This is a genomic window from Algoriphagus sp., from assembly GCF_013373065.1.
Taxonomy (GTDB): domain Bacteria; phylum Bacteroidota; class Bacteroidia; order Cytophagales; family Cyclobacteriaceae; genus Algoriphagus.
The window spans coordinates 1-20,565 of sequence record NZ_JABXIN010000038.1 but is presented as its reverse complement, the minus strand read 5'-3'; the positions used below and the strand labels follow the sequence as shown (position 1 = coordinate 20,565).

General features: G+C 39.9%; 17 protein-coding genes. 15 read left to right on the top strand and 2 right to left on the bottom strand.

Annotated features, from left to right (window positions below; all coding sequences use genetic code 11):
• The first annotated feature begins 524 nt into the window (after positions 1 to 524).
• From HWE15_RS16040 to HWE15_RS16005, 8 genes are all read left to right on the top strand, one after another.
• Complete coding sequence (locus HWE15_RS16040) at positions 525 to 1,331, top strand: polysaccharide biosynthesis/export family protein (RefSeq protein ID WP_290508554.1); 807 nt, start codon at positions 525 to 527, stop codon at positions 1,329 to 1,331.
• Between the two features lie 52 nt (positions 1,332 to 1,383).
• Positions 1,384 to 3,780 carry a polysaccharide biosynthesis tyrosine autokinase gene (locus tag HWE15_RS16035; protein ID WP_290508553.1) on the top strand — a complete coding sequence of 799 codons (2,397 nt, stop codon included), beginning with the start codon at positions 1,384 to 1,386 and terminating at the stop codon, positions 3,778 to 3,780.
• A gap of 169 nt (positions 3,781 to 3,949) precedes the next feature.
• Positions 3,950 to 5,764 carry an asparagine synthase-related protein gene (locus HWE15_RS16030; protein WP_290508552.1) on the top strand — a complete coding sequence of 605 codons (1,815 nt, stop codon included), beginning with the start codon at positions 3,950 to 3,952 and terminating at the stop codon, positions 5,762 to 5,764.
• A complete protein-coding gene (locus tag HWE15_RS16025) occupies positions 5,754 to 7,538 on the top strand; it encodes an ABC transporter ATP-binding protein (RefSeq protein WP_290508551.1) in 1,785 nt (594 codons plus the stop codon). The genes HWE15_RS16030 and HWE15_RS16025 overlap by 11 nt, the downstream gene beginning before the upstream one ends.
• 165 nt (positions 7,539 to 7,703) lie before the next feature.
• A complete protein-coding gene (locus HWE15_RS16020) occupies positions 7,704 to 8,609 on the top strand; it encodes a hypothetical protein (RefSeq protein ID WP_290508550.1) in 906 nt (301 codons plus the stop codon).
• Positions 8,610 to 8,908: 299 nt separating this feature from the next.
• The gene (locus tag HWE15_RS16015; RefSeq protein ID WP_290508549.1) at positions 8,909 to 9,190 is read left to right on the top strand and encodes a PqqD family protein; all 282 of its coding nucleotides are present in this window, start codon (positions 8,909 to 8,911) and stop codon (positions 9,188 to 9,190) included.
• 82 nt (positions 9,191 to 9,272) lie between these two features.
• On the top strand, positions 9,273 to 9,596 hold the full coding sequence (locus HWE15_RS16010) for a lasso peptide biosynthesis B2 protein (RefSeq protein ID WP_290508548.1): 324 nt from the start codon (positions 9,273 to 9,275) through the stop codon (positions 9,594 to 9,596).
• Positions 9,597 to 9,875: 279 nt separating this feature from the next.
• Positions 9,876 to 10,916, top strand: coding sequence for a nucleotidyltransferase family protein (locus HWE15_RS16005; protein WP_290508547.1), 1,041 nt, complete (start codon positions 9,876 to 9,878; stop codon positions 10,914 to 10,916).
• Between the two features lie 472 nt (positions 10,917 to 11,388).
• On the opposite strand, the gene HWE15_RS16000 is transcribed toward HWE15_RS16005, so the two are convergent.
• Positions 11,389 to 11,559 carry a hypothetical protein gene (locus HWE15_RS16000; protein WP_290508546.1) on the bottom strand — a complete coding sequence of 57 codons (171 nt, stop codon included), beginning with the start codon at positions 11,557 to 11,559 and terminating at the stop codon, positions 11,389 to 11,391.
• A 299-nt stretch (positions 11,560 to 11,858) separates the two neighbouring features.
• Positions 11,859 to 12,041, bottom strand: coding sequence for a hypothetical protein (locus HWE15_RS15995; protein WP_290508545.1), 183 nt, complete (start codon positions 12,039 to 12,041; stop codon positions 11,859 to 11,861).
• 503 nt (positions 12,042 to 12,544) lie between these two features.
• Here HWE15_RS15995 and HWE15_RS15990 point away from each other — a divergent pair.
• The 7 genes from HWE15_RS15990 to HWE15_RS15960 form a co-directional block, all read left to right on the top strand.
• The gene (locus HWE15_RS15990) at positions 12,545 to 13,906 is read left to right on the top strand and encodes a hypothetical protein (RefSeq protein WP_290508544.1); all 1,362 of its coding nucleotides are present in this window, start codon (positions 12,545 to 12,547) and stop codon (positions 13,904 to 13,906) included.
• 313 nt (positions 13,907 to 14,219) lie between these two features.
• Positions 14,220 to 15,590, top strand: coding sequence for a kelch repeat-containing protein (locus HWE15_RS15985; RefSeq protein ID WP_290508543.1), 1,371 nt, complete (start codon positions 14,220 to 14,222; stop codon positions 15,588 to 15,590).
• 63 nt (positions 15,591 to 15,653) lie between these two features.
• Positions 15,654 to 16,235: a hypothetical protein gene (locus tag HWE15_RS15980; protein ID WP_290508542.1), complete on the top strand. Its 582-nt coding sequence runs from the start codon at positions 15,654 to 15,656 to the stop codon at positions 16,233 to 16,235.
• A 365-nt stretch (positions 16,236 to 16,600) separates the two neighbouring features.
• Positions 16,601 to 16,984 (top strand): four helix bundle protein, encoded by a 384-nt coding sequence (locus HWE15_RS15975; protein WP_290508541.1) that lies wholly within the window; start codon positions 16,601 to 16,603, stop codon positions 16,982 to 16,984.
• Between the two features lie 153 nt (positions 16,985 to 17,137).
• Positions 17,138 to 18,133 (top strand): mannose-1-phosphate guanylyltransferase, encoded by a 996-nt coding sequence (locus HWE15_RS15970; RefSeq protein WP_290508540.1) that lies wholly within the window; start codon positions 17,138 to 17,140, stop codon positions 18,131 to 18,133.
• A gap of 268 nt (positions 18,134 to 18,401) precedes the next feature.
• Positions 18,402 to 19,613: a GDP-mannose 4,6-dehydratase gene (gmd, locus tag HWE15_RS15965; RefSeq protein ID WP_290508539.1), complete on the top strand. Its 1,212-nt coding sequence runs from the start codon at positions 18,402 to 18,404 to the stop codon at positions 19,611 to 19,613.
• A 121-nt stretch (positions 19,614 to 19,734) separates the two neighbouring features.
• A partial coding sequence (locus tag HWE15_RS15960) for a GDP-L-fucose synthase (protein WP_290508538.1) occupies positions 19,735 to 20,565 on the top strand: 831 nt, incomplete at its 3' end.

Sequence of the window (20,565 nt, the reverse complement as noted above, 5' to 3'; positions counted from 1 at the left end):
GTGAAGACACGAACGGGGGCAGGAGATTAGCTATAAAGCTTGACTTGAAATAATCACCGATTTAATTGCCAGCGGTTTTAACCGCTGGACAAAAGAAGATCTCTGCCCCAACTCCCCCTTTGAATTCTACATTTAGCAGGGTCCGGGATTTCAACCCAAAGGGGGCAAGGGGGATTTGAGCTGAATACTTGAAGAGATTCTGATATGTAAATTATCCCCATTCGTGAAGACACAAACGGGGGGCAAGTAGGTTCGGGATTACAAATCCCGAACAGCACTAGGCTAGATATCAACTCTACCTATCTAGACACAGCTATATCTTAAAATTATCTGCGCAGCTACCTTTTCCTTTTCTAAAGACTTGAAAGTCTACCAACATCATTATTTTATCAAATACATATAGAAACCAGAAAAATTAGAACTGTTACCTATTTTTAACCTATTCATTTGGTTTTCTTCAGACGATTTATAGCATTTTTTTCTATGTTTGCGATTGTTTATTCTACCATCTATAATTCTACCACATGAGTAAAAAACTGGCTTATTTTGTCTTATTCGTACTTTTTACCGGCCTTTTTTCCTGTGTATCCAATGAGAAAATCATTTACCTGCAAAATTTAGAGGGTAATCAATCAATTCCTGAGGATGAAATGATTCCCTACGAAATCCCTGAGTATCGGCTGCAATACAATGACATCTTGGATGTTCGAATTCAGACCGTAGAAGATATGATTGAAAATGGATTTAATTTTCAAAATCAGCAAGGAAATCAAATGCAAATGGGTGCTCAAGGAGGAGGAGACGTCTTCTATATGACTGGCTATACGGTTGACAAAGAAGGAAATATACGATTACCCATTGTAGGAGAAGTAAATGTAAAAGAGAAAACGATCGAAGAGGCTCGAATTGAAATTGAAAGACGCTTGAGTGAATATATCACCTCTGAACTTTACGTTAGAGTCAAATTGGGAGGGATTCGCTATTCTGCAATGGGAGAATTTCGACAACCAGGTAAATTTGTCGTTTTGCAGGATCGGATGACCATATTTGAAGCAATTGCCAATGCCGGTGATTTAAATACTGTAGCAAAACGGGATGAAATACTTTTAATCCGTCAATATCCTGAAGGAACAAAATTACATCGAGTTAATTTGAATGATCGGCAGTTGATCCGCTCACCTTATTATTTTATTCAACCCAATGATCAATTGTATGCAGAACCCATGAAGGTTCGTGAAATAGGAACTGGTGAAAATGCCGTACAAACTTTTGTGCTTTTTTCGTCCGTTCTGACCACCGTCCTATTGATTGTTAACTTATTTGCCAACTAATATGTACCCCAATACATCGCAACAAATTTCACATGGATCAACCTCTCCGTTTATGGTAAAAAAAGAGGATGATATCGATTTGAAAGTGATTATTTTTAAGTATTTACAATATTGGCCTTGGATTTTTGGTTTTGCCATAATGGGTTTTATAGGAGGATTTTTGGTGACGAAATATTCTACTCCAATTTATCGAGTTGAAGGTACTGTTTTGATTAAAGATGAAGCCCCTGCTTTTGGGGCAGACCTCTTCGCTGGGGCAGGTTTCAGGCAGGATTTTGGAAACATAGACGATGAAATTGGGATTCTCAAGTCCTATTCCCTGGCGGAAGCCACAGTTAATAAAATGGATTTAAATGTCCAGTACTTTTTGGAAGGCTTTATTCGAACAACTCAGATTTATGGTAATACCTCCATTTTTGTAAATGCAGACAAAACCAAGTCCATGCTGGTGGGAGGGATGTTCCGATTGGAGGTCCTAAATGAGGAAAGCTTTGAATTGACAGTTTCTGAACAGGGATTTAGTGTATTTGACCCCAAAGATCCATTTAACAAGAGAGGGAGAGGCCTACTTGAACTTCCCCGTTCTGTATATTCTTTTCAGGAGCCAGTCATCATAGATTTTTTTGAATTTTCTGTAAGTCGAATTTCTGCTATGCCGGGAGATGTTATTTTCTTCCGATTTATGGATGACCCTTCCATAGCACAAATGATGCAATCGGACCTTCAGGTTCAAGCCTCACAGCGATACTCCAATATTTTGACTTTAAGTCTTCAAACTCCTTTGCGAAAGTTGGGTGAGGATTATCTAAATCAATTGGTGGAAACTTATTTACAGCGGGAGCTTAATGAGAAAAATAGGGCTACTGAAAATACCATTACCTTTATTTCTGAGCAGTTAAGCGGCATCAGTGACTCCTTGCAATTTTCCGAAGGAAGGTTACAGCAATACCGATCTGAAAATAAAATCTTTAACCTGTCCGAAGAGGGTTCAGCTATTTTTGGAAGATTGCAGGAGTTGGAAAAACAACAATCTGAAGTTGAGCTGAACTTGAAATACTACCGTTCGCTTCAAAGTTATTTGAATAATAATAACCTCGGGGAATTGGTTGCTCCTTCCATGATTGGGGTTTCAGACCCCATGTTGAATGCTTTGGTTCAAAATCTTTCCGAATTGCAAGCGAATAAGCAAAGACTCGCAGCCAATTTTACAGAGGAGACTCCTGTCGTCAAGGATATCAACAACCGAATTGAAAGTGCTACCCGTGCACTTCGGGAAAATGTAAGTTCAACGATCAGCAACACCCAAAATGTGTTAGCAGATCTAAATGGCCAAATTCGAACCATTGAACGGGAAATCAGCACTCTTCCTGAGACTGAACGTAATCTGATTGGAATTCAGCGTCAATTCACCATTAACGAAAATATTTACATCTACCTACTTCAGAAGAAAGCAGAAGCAGAAATTACGCTTGCAGCCAATTTGCCGAAGAATGTAGTGCTCGACAAAGCCAAGACTATGGGACAAATTGGTCCGAATAGAAACAGAAATATTCTATTTGGAATTGTACTTGGCCTGATTATTCCGATTGGGATTATTACTATCAAGGACTTTCTGAATACGAAAATTGAAGATCCTAAAGAACTCGAAAAGGCAATCAAGGTTCCTTTGATCTCTATGATTGGCCGTAGTACTTCCGAAGACAATCTTCCGGTTTTAAATAATCCGAGATCTGCGGTGACTGAATCTTTCCGTTCCCTTCGGGCTGATATGGCTTACTTGAGTCCGAATCGGGATAAATTATCTGTTTTATTTACTTCTTCCATTTCAGGGGAAGGGAAAACCTTTGCTTCCATCAATCTGGCTTCCGTATTTGCTCTGATGGGTAAGAAAACCATCTTGGTAGGTTTGGATTTACGAAAACCCAAAATTGCTGAAGATTTTGGCTTAAGCAATGATAAGGGGATGAGTACGGTATTGAGTTCGTCTATTTCCTGGAAGGATGTTGTCAAATCTTCCGGTCATCAGGATTTGGATGTGATTCTTTCCGGTCCCATTCCTCCAAATCCGGCCGAATTACTCCTTCAGGAAAAATTCAGTCAGGTGATTCAAGAAATTCAGGAGACTTATGATGTGGTAGTGTTTGACTGTCCTCCCGTAGGCTTAGTTTCCGAAACCAAAGAATTGTTCCAATATGCTGATATTAGTTTCTTTGTCTTCCGCCAAGGTTATTCTATGAAGGGTAATGTTGAAGTACTCAATAGTCTGGTTGAAAAAGGAGGTATTCAAAAAATCTATGGTATTCTAAATGATGTTCACGTAGATAAGGGCTATGGCTATGGGTACGGCTATGGCTATGGGTACGGTTATGGTTACGGAGGAAATTCCTACGGCTATCACGAAGATGTACAGCTTCCGTGGTGGAAACGAGCACTTCGGATAAAAAAATAAAAGTCCTATTTCAGGATAAAAAATTCTGAGTTAATGGGAATATGAAAAAAATCCAGCTGAGAAATCAGCTGGATTTTGTTTATCTATGAGTTTGAATATTCGGTATTCTTTTTTGCTTGCCAAGAGGTTACTATATTAATTTAACTTGTCTTTTTAAGAAGAGTAAATCATGAAGGGGTTTTTGGGAATTGTTAAATTAAAAGATGTATCCTTAGAGGAAACCAAAGCTCGTTTTCTTCAGAATTTTTCAGAATTAAAGGATGCGCTTGAGGAAGATGGGAATGATTTTTTTATTGCCTCTCTTCATCCTGATTTTCCCCCTATTTCACTTCCACAGTTTCCAAATTTTATTTTCTCGGGATGGTGCCGATTGGATAATCTGGAGGAATTGAGGAAACAGTTAGGTCTGGGCTCAGATGTTGAAGAGGAAAAAGTAATCCTGAATGGCTTTCATAATTGGGGAAAAGATTTACCCAAGCACCTAATCGGGGATTTTTCTTTTGCTATCTGGGATAAAGAACAAAAATCCCTCTTTTTATGTAAAGATCAACTTGGAGTTCGCCCCTTATTTTATTTGGAAAGGGAAGGCTTTTTTTACTTCGCAACCAGCATTCCACTGATCAAAAAAGCAGTAGGGAAAAAGCTTCCTTTAAACGAGTTTTTTATCGCTAATGAATTAAAGAATTACCCTCCAAAAATGGAGATGACTTTTTTTAAAGATATTAGAAGGTTGAAACCTGCACATTATTTGGAGTTGTTTAAGGAAAAAGGTTTCAAAGAATCGCGATATTGGGAATTGCGACCTATCGATTTAAGCTTTTGTAAAAGAGACGAGGATTACATCGAATTATTAAGAAAAACCTTAATCGAAGCCGTCAAGTCTAGAATTCGAGGAAAAAACAAAATAGGGGCCCAATTAAGTGGAGGGCTAGATTCCTCTGCCATTACGGTTATCCTTTCTCGAATGATAAATAAAAAGGATCTCCATACGTACTCTTTTGTTCTAGATGAATTCACCAAAGGGTTTTCGGAATTAAAAATTGATGAGCAGGAGACTCAAAATGAGATCATCCAATATGCTGGACTAATTCGTAAAAATCACCATTCAATCACTCGATTTCATTTTCGTAATGTTTTTGAAGAATTAGAAAAACGTAATGAAATGATGGGAGGATTAATCCCTAATGATGCGGTTTGGCAGGATTCATTGTTTAAGGAAGCATCAGAAAAAGATGGAATTGAGGTAATGTTTAGTGGTTTTCCCGGAGATGAAGGGGTGTCTGATACGGGAAGTTTTTTCTTTATGGATTACATCTACGAAAGGGAATATTTAAACTTATTGCAATATATTCTTGAATTTAGAAGGGGTGGAATAAGAAAAATCAGGAATTACTTTCGATCTAAAAAGGCTAAAACTTTTGTGCCTGATTACTATAAAACACAAGCTTTACGAAATCTATTGAATCCAAAATTTGAATCATGCTTTGACCTAAAGGATGAGTCTTTTAAGTTTTCTCCAAATTACAAGGGCTGGATAAAACATCGAATTTGTATGCCGGATACGACTTTTCGAATAGAGTCTGAAACGATCTATGCCAATTCCTATGGTGTAGAAATGGCCTATCCCTTAGCGGATATTCGACTTTTGGAAATTTTAATTAGTCTGCCAAGTCACTTATTCAAGCCTAAACCTTTCAATAGGTCTGTTTTTAGAAAAATTTGCGAGGGTATATTACCGGATAAGGTTAGGCTTCAAAAAAAATACAATGGCGCTTTTACCTTGGCTTTTTATGAATACCTATGTGAAAAAAATCATCAAGAGTTTCAGGGGTACAATGTCAAAAATCATCTCAATTTGATTATCTCTGAGGAAGAATTATTGAGAAGGGAATCCGAATGTAGTTATTGTCAAAAGGAACGGATGAATTATCGGAAAGAAGTGGATTATTTAATTGATTTAAATTGGCCTCCCGATGAGAGTTAGTGCACAGGCTTTTCGATCCTATTCCCGCGTTTATCAACGTGCTCTAAGCTTACTTTGGAAAGTATCCCCTCAATTGGTTCTAATCCAGTTGGTTTTATTTCTGTTCCTATCTTTAATTCCGGTAGGGGTTTTGGCAGTTACCAAACAACTTTTTGATACTATCTTGACTCCAGAAGCTTCTTTTGATCAAATTCTTTTTTGGTTGTTGATTTTAGGAGGATTTCAAGTTTTGCAGGTGCTCCTTTCTCAAAGCAATAGCTATTTCTCGGAAATCTACCAAGAGAAACTGACAGACAGTGTAAATGCTTTGATTTTAAAAAAGTCCATCGAAATTCCCTATCCCTATTTTGAAGATCCTGCTTATTATGACAGCCTACACTTAGCACAGCGCCAATCCATTTATAAATTGCCCCTCTTATTCCAACAAATCCAGGGGACTTTCAGCAATCTTTTATCCCTAGGCTTACTAATCGGATACTTCTTTTCCTTGATTAGCAGCTATGCCTGGGTGATTTTGGTGATTGCGCTTCCTCTGGGAATCGTCAAGTGGATTAGCGGCTTTGCGATTCATCGCTTGGAGGCACGAACAATTCCTACAGAGCGGGAAGCATCCTATTACCATTACCTGTTAACGGATGAATCCTATGCCCATGAAATCCGAACCCTCAACTTCGGAGAAGCTTTATTGCAGCGGTTTCGGGACTTACGAGCCCTGATTTTCAAGCAAAAGCAAAGCCTCCAAAAAAGGCTTTTGGTCTATTCTTTAGGGGCTGAAACTCTGGAAGTGGGAGTATTGATTTATATTCTCATCAGTATGGCACGAAAGGCTGTGGAAGGCCTAATGGGAATCAGTTTGTTAATCGTGTATATCCAAGGAATTCAGCGTATGCAAAACAATTTGAAAAGTTTTTTGAATTCCCTGGTTCAATTGATTCAACTCCGAATCTTCCTCTCCGATATTTTTCGCTTTATGGATATTTCGGATCAATCTATTGCCTTATCGGGGGATCAAGAGTTTCCTGAGGATGATTTTGGGATACAAGTTGAGGATATGAATTTTAGATATTCCGATAATCAGGAGGAAAGTCTGAAAAACATTTCCATGGAGTTTGAGACAGGAAAGGTAGTCGGGATTGTAGGCGCCAATGGATCCGGAAAATCTACTTTGGTCAAAGTATTGGCTGGCTTATATACTCCCAATCAAGGTCGAATATGTATTGGAAACAAGCCTTTGGAACTATTGGATGCGCAAAGTTTTCGGAATAATACTCTCTTTTTCTTCCAGGATTTCCAGGATTACTTCTTCTCCATTGAAGATGTGGTGAGTTTAGGTGCTGAAGTAGAAGAAAATTATGAGGAGCGAATCCATGAGGCTTTGGATAAGTCCTTGGCCAATGAATTTGTGTCCCGATTACCGGAAGGAAGCAAATCCAAACTAGGCCGTGTTTTTGAAAATGGGAGAGGTTTAAGTGGGGGACAATGGCAGAAATTAGCCTTGGCCAGGGCTTTTTATCGAAAAGCAAAAATTTTGGTCTTAGATGAACCCACTTCTGCTTTGGATGCAGTTTCTGAGCGGAAAATATTTGAGCAGCTAAGGAAAGGGTCTAGTGGAAAAGTAACTGTTTTGATTACGCACCGATTGTATAATTTGAAGGATGCGGATTATATCTATGTGATGGATAAGGGCTCGGTTTCCCAGGAAGGGACATTTCAGGATTTGATTCAGCAAGAAGGGATTTTTAAAGAGTTTTATCAGCAACAGGTTATTGATTAAGTCTGATTCAGCAGTTTTCTTTTGTTAAAAAAGTCATAGTCCTGATTTTAATTGAGTTGACTTTTATCAAAAATTGGCAGCTTTAGGCAAGTCTGTCTGAAATTAGATAAAAGTCCCTAGTAAATTGCTCTCGGATTTATAGTACAGTTTGATTTTCTAGAAGGTTTGGGGCGGTTCTATTACAAGGTTTATGGTTTAGTTTGCGAATCTCAGGTTGAGTTACCCGCACTTCTGCCAGTTGAGAAAATATCGAACATTGATTTTAAGGTTCGGGTGGTTGAAACTATTCCTGCCTTTCAAATTCCAGCCATTTTCCAAGAGGAAGGCCTTAGCTACAATGAGAGCGAGTTCTATCTGGAAATGCCAGAGATTGCCCAATACCTCGTTCAGAATGGTAAAACCATCTACATCAAAGCCCTTACAAAAGATTGGGATAGCATTTTATTGTTTTTTTACTCGAATTGCTTGGGTGCCTTACTCTTTCAAAAAAACCTGATCCCCTTTCATGTTTCCGGTGTAGTAAATAAGGAAGGGAAAGTTTGGCTTTTTGCAGCTCCCTCTCAAACGGGGAAATCGACAACAGCCCTAAAGTTGAAGGAAAAGGGATTTGAAATCTTTACCGATGACACGGCTTTAATATTTGTAAAGGAGGGAAAGAGCTGGGCTATTCCCTCTTACCCCATGATTCGAGCCTGGAAAAGTACCTTGGATAGGCAAAAAGTCTATAAAGAATCTGATGGATCTAGAATTCGGGAAGAATTCGATAAATATGGCATATTATATCATCAGGACTTTTCCGATGAACCAAGGGAAATTTTGGGGGTTATCTTTTTGGAGGAAAAAGGAACAGAAATCAGGGTTGAAAAACTTAGCCAGATGCAGGGTTTAGAATTCTTGGGGCACAATGTTTACCGGGGGTATTGGATTGAGGGAATGAATAAGCAAATTCTTCAGTTTCAGGTATTGACTTCTATAGCGCGAAATAGCTCTTTCTGGAAGGCTTCCCGACCGGAGAATCAAGATACATTTGAATCATTTTATAAGGCTATCGTAGATCAAATTATGGAATAAAATGATTATTAAGAAAACAGTTGAGGCATGATAATCCATAAAAAGGGAAGATGCTTGATTTCCTCCCTTCAGCAACATTCTGAAAATTACATCTTTTATTTAATGGAGGCTGTTATTATTTAGGTTTTTCCCAATATCGCTGTAAATATGAGTTAATTATAGATATAGAATACGAACTGAAAGGCTTAATTAGTTGGTTTTATAAAAGATATTTGGAATGATTTTGGTTGACAAATGGAGTAATATATATTTAAAAAGCATATAATTGCATTTGAAATGCAAAAATAGTTGTTGAATTGATGAGTGGTAGAGTAATTGTTGTGGAGGAAAATCGTTTTCTGTTTACCCAATTGGGAGAGGAGGGGGTACTTTTTGACACAAAGTCAAACGAGTATTTCAATTTGAATTCCACGCTTACGAGTATTTTCAATTTCCTAGGTGAGGGATTATCCCTGGAAGAATTGAAAGCTAAACTCATGGAGGAATATGATGTTTCGGAGCAGCAATGCAATGAGGATCTTGAGGAGGCAATTGCCATATTGAAAGAGAAGGGATTGATTTATGAAAAGAATAAAAACTAAGTGGGAAAGTTTTTGGGACTTATCCCGAAACAGAAAAAGATTGTTTTTCCAGGTGATCTTTTTGTCTATCTACCAGGAGCTTTTGTATTTTCTGGGTTCTTCAAAAGCCTTTTCTGAAAGAATCAGTAAAAGCATACCTTCTAAAAATATTGGAGAAGAACAGCTTTCCGAAGTAAAGGATATAACCTTTGCTATCACCCTTGCCAACAAATATATTCCTTGGAACAATCGTTGCCGCCATCAAGCTTGGCAGGCTATATATCTATTAAACCGAGCAGGAATCCCTTATGAATATCATGTAGGAGTGAAAAAAGGCAATCTAATTGAAGGACACTCTTGGGTCAAAGTTATTGGAGATTTTGTTTCTGGAGTCTGTGAGGAAAATAATTATTACTCTATAAATTAAGAAGATTAAGCGTATTAGTATTTAATGGACAATATTTCAATTTGAACCCTTTTTATTCTCCATTAATTATTAAGAATAAAGAAAAGTAATTTATCATCACCTGAAACTTAACACCCTATGTCAAAATCAAAAATCAAAAAATGGGAGCCACCCAAAATGAGAAAAATCATAATTAACGGTGGACCTACCCTTCAAAATAATGAAAACAAAAATCACCGAATATCTTAATTGGCATCCTTTATTTAACTTTAAATTAAGCAATTAGGTATCTATGCAACTTTGAATAGACAGTTGGTTTTAAGTTCTTCAACTAATTATTTACGATTACGTCACCGATTAACGCTCTCTCAGATCGTTCGATTAGGATGGAGCGAGGTTTCCAAGGAAGAACTTCTACAAGAAAAAGTACAGGCATTAAGAGTGCTTCGAAATATTCAGGACGTTCTGGATCAACTCTTGGAAACAGGGATTTTTATTGTGGTCCTAAAAGGCCCGGCACTTTCTCAACGAATTTACCAGGATCCTACTTTTCGTCTCTCCAAAGATTTGGACATCCTGGTTCCCAATAGTGAAGATGTCATTCAACTCCGTAAAATCTTATTGAACCAAGGATGGAAACCTAAGGATTCCTATTGGGTAGAGGAGATGCCACAGCAAGAATGGTATATGAAATTGGCCATGGATACAGGCTTGTATGATCCAAAAACCAATATCGAATTGGAGATTCATTGGGTCTTGGATCAGTTAATTTTTGATTTGGATCCAAGGGAATTGAGGGAATTGATTCAGGAAAATTATGAATTAGTGGATGTCCTGAACAGGAGAGTTCCGGTTCTATCACCAGAATTGGAACTCATATATTTGATTGGCCATGGTGCCCGGCATGCTTGGTTTCGGTTGAAATGGCTGGTAGATATCATTCATTATCCCATGGATTTAGTGAATGTTGAAAAATTCGAAGCTTTGTTAAAACGTTTTCGAATGGATCATTTGTTAATCCATTTGGATGAACTGCTAAGAATCTATGCTGGAAAAGGATGGGACTTAACACCGATAAAGCCTCAAAAAACCCGTTTGGCCGCTTATTGTAAGAAACAAATCGAAGGGCCTGAACCTTTACCGGATCTATCGTTTAAGCGCTTTTTGAATTTAATTTATCATTACACGCTTTTTCTCAAAACTCCAGATAGGGTTCTAAAAATGCTTGTAAGAACTATTGGAATCCGACCTCAAGATATTTCTAGAGTGAAGCTGGATGCCTATTGGAAGTATTTTTTCTATCGCTACTATTCGTTAGTAAAACGGAAGTTGATTAAATAGTAGAATTAACTTCATTCAGCGAGATAACAGGGGATCGTCACTGCGATCCCGAGAATCGGGAGAAGCAGTCTTACAAGTCAATAGAAATACGCCTTCGGAGAAATCTGTTTCACTCCGTTCAACAAAATACATTCACTTCGTTCATGAAATAGGCCTTCAGTGAGACATTTGTCTTACCGTCACTGCGACGATGAAGGAGGAAGCAGTCTCCATGGTGAAAAGGAATACGCCTTTGGCGAAATATGCTTCGCTTTCCACAGTAGTATACACTTCCTTCGCTAGTAAATAAACTTGACTTCAATTGCCAGCGGTTTTAACCGCTGGACTAAAAAAGATTCCCGCCTCAACTCCCCCTTTGAATTCTATATTTAGTAAGGAGCTGGATTTCAATCCAAAGGGGGCAAGGGGGCTTTGAAATGAAATCTTGGTGATTTATTCCATTCGTGAAGACATGAACGGTGGCAGGGGGGATTTATTTCGTTTGTGAATAAATGAATGGTTGCTTGTAAGTTCGGGATTGCAAATCCCGAACAGCCTTCAATACTGGACTTATCGTCACTGCGATCCCGAGAATCGGGAGAAGCAGTCTCCATACTGAAAAGAAATACGCCTTCGGTGAAATATGCATTACTACGATCAGCATGATACACCTCAATTTGTTCGGCAAGATAGGCCTCATATCTTGGCGTACCCGTATCTTTACCTATCTGCGAAGCTATCTTTTTTACTCCATTCGGTCGTGAGATAGTATTGAAACCCCATCAATCAATTGCCAGCGGTTTTAACCGCTGGACTAAAAAAGATCCCCACCTCAATTCCCCCTTTGAATTCTATATTTAGTAAGGAGCTGGATTTCAATCAAAAGGGGGCAAGGGGGGTGAAATGAAATCTTGCTCGAAATCAAACCCGTTCGTGAAGACACGAACGGGGGCAGGGGTGAATTTATTCCGTTCGTGAAGACACGAACGGAGGATAAGAGGTTCGGGATTCCAAATCCCGAACAGCCTTCAATACTGGACTTATCGTCACTGCGATCCCGAGAATCGGGAGAAGCAGTCTCCATGGTGAGACTTCAAAACTCCCGCCTTTCGGGTGCTCGGTCAGACATGCACAACCTAGTCTCAATTGCCAGCGGTTTTAACCGCTGGACTAAAAAAGATCCCCGCCTCAATTCCCCCTTTGAATTCTATATTTAGTAAGGAGCTGGATTTCAATCAAAAGGGGGCAAGGGGGGTGAAATGAAATCTTGGTAATTTATTCCCGTTCGTGAAGACACGAACGGTGGCAGGGGTGAATTTATTTCATTCGTGAAGACACGAACGGGGGCAGGGGTGAATTTATTCCATTCGTGAAGACATGAACGGTGGTCAGTAGGTTCGGGATTACAAATCCCGAATAGCAAGATTACAAATCCCGAACAACACTTAAGTATTAAATCCCGAATGGGTCCCCTGACCGGGCGAAGCAATAACTTACAATTATCTGCCCAGCTACCTTTTTATTGATGATTTCTCATCAACCAGTAAATATTTCTCATGCCTTAGATTAGTTAATAATCTTGGAATTTTACTATTTTCATCCCAAAATCACCCAAATTTCTCCATCCGTACTTCGGATCCCTTTTTGATATGACAAAACGATGGTTCTTGTGCTTTTTGATTTGCTTTACCTTAAGTTTTGAACTTATCGCCTTCCCCAAAGCAAGTCTACGCATCAATCCCAGTCAGATTTCCGGGATCACGGATTTTGAGATTTTCGCCCCTTACTTTTCAGAAGAAATGATCCGTAAACTGGAGGACATTCCTTTTGCCTATAACCGGGGAATTCAACTTTTATTGGAAGAAGATGGGGTTTACGCCTTTTCAAGTTGCTACTTGGATGTATATCGCTGGTCGGGTGAAGAATGGGAAAATTTATATGGCTTTGATAACAAAGGATACAGCTGCGGAAGCTATCCATTTTTCTATCAGGATCAGTTCTATTTGGTAGGAGGCTATGGTTTTTGGCATAACCACACGGATTTGCTGCATTTTGAGGAAGAGGCAAGTTCCTGGTCTTTGATTACAACCCGGCAGCAACCCATGGATTACAATACAGAGTTGGTTGGAAGAGCTGATCATCGAGTTTTTTTATTATTGGGGCTCCATCATAATCCCCGATTGGGAATTGATAATCAATTTGAGCATGAAGGCTTTGTTTTGGATATGGAGACACTGGCCTGGAGTCGATTGAAAATGGAAGGCTTGATCTCCCAGGAATCCAACAAAGCAGAATTTCTAATTCAACGGGGCTTAGGCTTAGATACGGAACAGTTCATCGTTTTAAATGGCTTTACTTCCCTCACCCATCAATTGGGATTGGTATTTTTTGATAAAAAGACCTTGGAACTTCGCTTTTTTAGAAGAGACTCTCCCTTTGACTTTTTCAATTTTGCCCCATGGACCTTAATTGCCGGAGACCAAGTTGTCTTTCGGGATGATAAAAATTTGGTACAGACCCTGGAAATGGATGAACTGTATCAAAATGCCAACTATATCGGGAAAGCTGAAATTGTTCCAATCTCAAATGATCCATCGGATGGAAAATCATCCTCGCTTTTATTGATTTGGACCGGGGGATTTGCGGCATTGATGGCCTTACTGTTTCTAGTGGTGAAATTATTCCCTTCCCAAACTCAGTTTCTTCGAAGGGTTTTCTTCATAAATCAACATCTTCCCGAAGATGGAAAGGATCCCATTTCACGAGAGGTTGAGGAAAGTTGGAAGGACGTGCTCCTTTACCAAGGCGAGTCCTTGACGGTGGATGAATTGGATCAAATTCTGAAATTGGATTCATTAGCATCTGCTGAGAACAAAAAAGTTCGACGTTCCCGATTAGTCAAAGAAATTAATCAATACAGCGAAACTAAATGGGGCTATACCCTGATACAACGGAAACGAAACCCAGACGACAAACGCTATTTTTTATACGATATTCATGAAGTTGATTAAACCATTTTTTAATAAAGAAGTCAAAAATCTTCCTCCTTGTTACCTATTTTATTAAGGGCTCCTTTCCTTAAGCTTTTTTAAAGACAGTTTTTTCTCCCTTTCCAATTAGTTTACGTGTGTTTACTTAGTTTTTCCTGATAATTGCATTATTTATACATTTATTGTAATTAGCTGATAATGAATAGGTTTTTATTACATAAAAAATAGGTAACAGAATATGTTACCTAATTTACCTGATTTTACTATCTTAGTTTTCAGCGGAAATTATTTTTGTGACATTGTTTCAAGTATTGTTTTTAGTTCTACAGCTTTTATGAAGTTTCGTTTTGGAATCCTGATGTTTTTCATCGGGCTGGGTTTAAGCTTAAGTGCACAGGCTACCCAGTCCGTTCATTTACGTTTTACCCCTCACGAGATTCCTTTGATTTCGGATTTCGAGGTGTTTGAGCCTTATTTCTCCAAAGATCAACTTCTTGCTTTGGATAGCATTAGCAAGTCCTCCTTTTATCCGATCGATTTGATCAAGGACGAAATTGGAGTCTACGCTTTTTCGCAATGTCGCATGAATGTGTACAAATGGACTGGGACGGAATGGAAAGATTTGTATCGCTATGATAATAAAGGGTATACCTGCGGAAGTCGATTTTTTATAAGGGAGGGAGAAATTTATTCTATAGGTGGGTATGGTTATTGGCACAACCATAGTGATTTGCTGAAGTTTGATTTAGAGACTGGATCCTGGTCTTTGCTGACTCCCAAGAATCAGCCAATAGATTTTGCTCCTCTGATTACAGCATTTTCTCCCGAAGGAGTATTTTCCTTTTTGGGAGCGCATTTCAATGCCCGATTCGATTCGGAATCTGTCGACGAAACCGAAGGCTATTTTTTGGACTGGAATGAATTTTCCTGGAAGAGGGTATCAACAGAAGGATTGTTGAGTGCAAATTCCAAGAATCCGAAATTTGCGATATTACTTGATGGTAATGCAATCTTGGAAACTGATCACTACTTGGCATTAGTTGCTTTTGATACTAATAGAAGATCCGGTTTTTTAGTTTTTGATAAGGCGGAGCTGGAGTTTCGCTTTGTACGTTATCCATTTCAAGCAAATATTTTCAATACCATTTCTTGGATGCTACAAGAAGGAGATCAGGTAAATTTTCAGGCTGGGAAAAATGAGCTTTATGATTTTGATTTTGCCGATCTCTATGGAAAAGGAGAGGTGGTTGGAAAGGCCGAGGTCCTTCTCATCGAAACCGAAAATATCGATGTAATCCGTCGGGATTATGTGCTCATTGTCAGTGTAGTATTACTAATCACCGGAATCGTCTTTTTCATTATGGTTCGGAATGCCCTCGCCAGAGCCCATCAATGGGAAGGCGAAGCGCAGCCAGCAAATTCAAATTCGCTTTCTCAAACTTCCATCGGCTCGCATTTGATCATCCATCAATTTCAGCCCTTTGAAGGGCAATTACTGACGGTAGATGAACTGGATCAAGTCTTGGATATTGCGCATTTACCCAATCCGGATCATAAGAAGGTGAAACGATCGCGCCTGATTAGGGAAGTCAATCAACAAAGTCAGGCGACTTTGGGACATCCCTTGATTACCCGAAAAAAGAATCCTGAGGATAAACGCTATTTATTATATCAAATAAGTAAAACATCAAATTCCAAAAAATAGAAAACATAGTCTTAAAACTTACACACACACGAACAAGATCTAAAATTTCTACTAATAGGGAATATGTTAAGCTATCTCAAACGAGTTTTTACAGGACAAAAAACGATTCGAAAGAACATTAAGGGAAAGGTGTATACTTTTCGCTTTGAAGGAAAACCGGTATTCTTCGATCCTATTCAAATGCTCACTGATTTGAATTACCGGATGGAAGAAGAGCGTGTCCAAAGGCTCCCGTATCAATTTAAACTGGACCCTCTTCCTACCTTTTTCTCACTTCCTGCAGAATCCGATCCCCCTTCAGTGACCTGTACAATTGGAGTGGGTGAAGAGGAATTGCACGTTTCCCGACATACCTATAAAATCTCCAACTTCCCGGCTAGCTTTTACCGCTTCCGTTTAGGAGGGGAAGTGATCGGAGTTTTCACGCGTATCTATCACCAACCCCAATATCATCAGCACCTTGGACTTAAATTGGCTTCCATGCATAAGGATAGTCTCAATCTTTCTTCAGATTCCTGGCTTTGGGAAAATGAGGATGGGAAATTTCTCTATCTGGAAAAGTTTGGGCAGCCTCAGATATGGGATTTCAGGGACCGCTCCAAACTCAATCAAATCACCCAATCCAAAGTGAATGCCCCCAGTTAACAAACCCATCCACTTCCAGGCGGAATTGATTTGGGTTGAAATGCAAAAATATAGTGGTATAAAATCTTAAAATTTAGTTCCAAAACTGAGTACCAAAACTACTCAGTTTGTATATTTGAAAGACCAATTCAACCCCATTTTCCAAGTATAGAATTGGTTTTTCTAGCCCAAAATACCTGAAGGAAACTTCATTTTTAAATTACTGCTAAGACCAAGAAAAGAAAAGCGTCAAGAAAGCAAGAAGGGTAAGCTTACCGAGAACTTCGGATCATTTCCTTCCAGATCTTCTTGATTTTTTTCTCGACATGGGACTGAAAGGGCGAAGCTGTAAGTAAAAGTTAAGCGTTAACAGTTAAACGTTAAGCGTGGCACGAATAGAAAATTTCGAAGAGCTAGAAGTTTGGAAGCTTGCTCGGCAATTGTCTGTTCAAGTTAAAAGTCTAACCTCGAAAGGCCCATTTTTGAAAGATTTTAAGTTCTCTTCACAAATAAGCGCTGCTGCTGGATCTGTGATGGATAATGTGGCTGAGGGTTTTGAGAGAGATGGGAATAAAGAGTTTATAAACTTTCTTTATATCGCAAAAGGATCAAATGGAGAAGTTCGTTCTCAATCTTACAGGGCTTTGGATTTTAAATATATTTCTGAGCAGGAGCAGCTTGAAATTTTGTCTCTTACAGAAAAGCTAAAATATAAACTTCAAGGATTGATTAATACTTTGAAAAATAGCGGTGGAAAAGGTTACAAATAAGCAAGTTTATTCACTCACTTTTAACGTTTAACACTTAACGCTTAACGTTTAACACTTAACGCTTAACGTTTAACGCTTAACACTTAACGTTTAACTCTTGAACCCCGAACCCCGAACCCCGAACCCCGAACTCTGAACCCCGAAACTAAAAACATGAAAACCACAAACCTCATCCTCTCCGGTGGAGTCGGTTCCCGGCTATGGCCCTTGTCCCGAAAGGCAAGACCTAAGCAATACCTTCCGATTTTTGAAGGAGAGACACTTTTTCAAAAGACGGCGCGACGGAATCAGGCTTTTTGTGAGCAGATTTTGGTGGTGGGAAATGTGGACAATTACCAACTTTCCCGAAAGGATTTGGAAAAAGCTGGGATTTCTGATTACCAGGAAATTATTGAGGCTTGTCCTCGAAATACGGCAGCAGCGATCGCCTTTGCAGCTTTTGCTTCTAATCCCGATGATGTGTTGTTTGTAACGCCTTCGGATCATTTGATTGAATCGGATAGCAGCTATCAAAAGTCGGTGGAACGGGCGATTGAATTGGCAAAAGCTGGGTTTATCGTCACTTTTGGATTAAAACCCAAGCATCCCGAAACGGGCTATGGATACATCGAAGCAAAAGGGGAAGATGTGTTGAGCTTCCGCGAAAAACCGGATCTACAAACCGCTCAAACCTTTTTGGAAAAGGGAAATTTCTACTGGAATTCGGGAATGTTCTGTTTTCAGGCAGGAGTATTTTTGGAAGAATTGAAGGCATTCGAACCGGAGGTTTATCAAAAATCCCTGGAAGCTTGGAAAGCAGCCCAAGAAGGCAAACTGGATCTGAACCTTTCTTTGCAAATCCCTTCGATATCAGTAGATTATGCTGTGATGGAGCGAAGCAAAAAGGTGAAAGTCGTTCCTTCGGATTTTGCCTGGTCGGATATGGGGAGCTTTGAATCCATCTATGAATACCTGGAAAAACAGGGCCATCCAAAGGATGAAAATGGAAACATGGTTATCGGAACAGACCTGCATACTGAATTCACAGGAATGAAAAATACCCTCCTCATCCAAACAGCTGATGCTATTTTGGTGCTCCAAAAAGAAAAAGCACAGGACGTGAAGAAGGTTTATGAACGATTGGAGAAGGATAAGCCGGAGTTGATCTAACGTTAATAGTTAAAAGTTAATGGTTAAGCGTTAAACGTCGTAATCTTGAGTTTATCGATTCTTTCGGTTTTAAATTCGAGAATTTCTTTAATGAATAACCAATGTCCCTATGTCGCTTAACGTTTAACATTTAACGCTTAACTCCAAAATTCATCAATTCGACAATAAGGCTGATACACGAATATTAACTCTAATTGCTATTCGCTTAACCTTTAACACTTAACGCTTACGTTTACTATTACAAACCACATTTTTGACTTATCGATAAATGAATAACACTACCCAAAAAGTCGCCCTCATCACCGGTGTTACCGGACAAGATGGAGCTTATTTATCTGAGTTTTTGCTCAAGAAGGGCTATATCGTACATGGATTGAAGCGAAGATCCTCGCTATTCAATACGGATCGGATTGATCATCTCTATCAGGATCCACATGAGAAAAATGTAAACTTCTTCCTCCATTATGGAGATATGACGGACAGTACCAATTTAATCCGTCTCATTAAGGAGATTCAACCCGATGAGATTTATAATTTGGCCGCTATGTCTCATGTGCAGGTTTCCTTCGAAATGCCGGAATATACCGGAAATGCGGATGGATTGGGAGCACTTCGACTCTTGGACGCTGTGCGCTTTTTGGGTTTGGAGAAGAAAACCCGGATTTATCAGGCTTCCACCTCCGAACTCTATGGAAAGGTGCAGGAAGTTCCCCAAACGGAAACCACGCCTTTCTACCCACGCAGTCCCTATGCGGTAGCCAAGCTTTATGCCTATTGGATTACGGTGAACTATCGGGAGGCTTATAATCTATTTGCCTGCAACGGGATTTTATTTAACCATGAATCGCCTTTGCGTGGAGAAACCTTCGTAACCCGGAAAATCACTCGAGCTGCTTCCCGAATAGCACTCGGTTTGCAGAAAACCTTGTATTTGGGAAATCTCGATGCCAAGCGGGATTGGGGGCATGCTAAGGATTATGTACGCATGATGTGGATGATTCTGCAGGCAGAGCAAGCTGAAGACTGGGTGATTGCTACTGGCAAAACCACCACCGTCCGGGACTTTGTCCAAATGGCCTTCGCCCACGCTGGCCTTCACCTCCGATGGGAAGGAACAGGGGTAGAGGAGGTTGGAATTTTGGATTCGGTTGATAAGGAGAGATTCGAAGCTGCAACAAGCAAAAAGTTAAACGTTAAAGGTTCAACGTTAAGCGAAAACGGAAATGACGGTTTAACGATTAATGACTTAACGCTTAACATCGGAGACATCCTCGTCCGTGTCGATCCCCGCTACTTCCGCCCAACTGAAGTGGATCTCCTGATCGGCGATGCCACCAAGGCTAAGGAAAAACTGGGTTGGGTACCCAAATACACCCTGGAAGAACTGGTTCAAGACATGATGCAAAGCGATCTCAAACTCATGAAAAAAGACCAATACCTACGGGATGGAGGGTATGAGACGCTTAATTACTTTGAATAGCGAAGACGGTTCTTTGTTCGAGGTTCAAGGTTAAAGGTTCTGAACTCCGAACTCCGAACTTCGAACTTTGAACTCCGAACCCATGTCAGCCTGAGCGGAGTCGAAGGCAACTTCTACAATAATGAAAGCATTGAACTTAAACACTCGCATTTACATCGCTGGACATCGCGGTATGGTCGGTTCGGCCATTTGGCGGAAACTCGAAGCCGAAGGCTATACCAACCTCATCGGTAGGACATCCTCCGAACTGGACCTCCGTAACCAAGCTGCCGTGCAGGCCTTCTTTCAAGCCGAAAAACCCGAAGTAGTCATCGATGCAGCTGCCCGGGTGGGAGGGATCTTGGCTAATAATACCTATCCCTATCCTTTCCTGATGGAAAACCTGCAGATCCAAAACAATCTGATCGATGCAGCTCATCAGTATGACGTGCAGAAATTCATTTTCCTGGGTTCTTCCTGCATCTATCCCAAACTAGCTCCCCAACCTCTAAAGGAGGAGTACTTACTTACAGGTCCCTTGGAACCTACCAACGAGTGGTATGCCATAGCTAAGATCGCTGGAGTAAAGGCCTGTGAAGCCATCCGCAAGCAATTCGGCAAGGACTTCGTGAGCCTGATGCCGACCAACCTCTACGGACCCTTTGACAATTTCGACCTCAACACCTCTCATGTGTTACCGGCGATGATTCGTAAATTTCACGAGGCGAAAAACTCAACCTTGTCTATGCTGAGCACCTTGGAGACGAGAGTCGACAAGTTAGAAGCATCTAATGAACACTCACCTGTAACATTATGGGGGAGTGGAACTCCTATGAGGGAATTCCTTTATGTGGAAGACCTAGCAGAAGCAGTGCTTTTTGCGATGGAGAATCAACTGACGGATAACCTATACAATGTGGGAACGGGTGTAGATCTTACGATTCGGGAACTGGCAGAACTGATCCAAAAGATC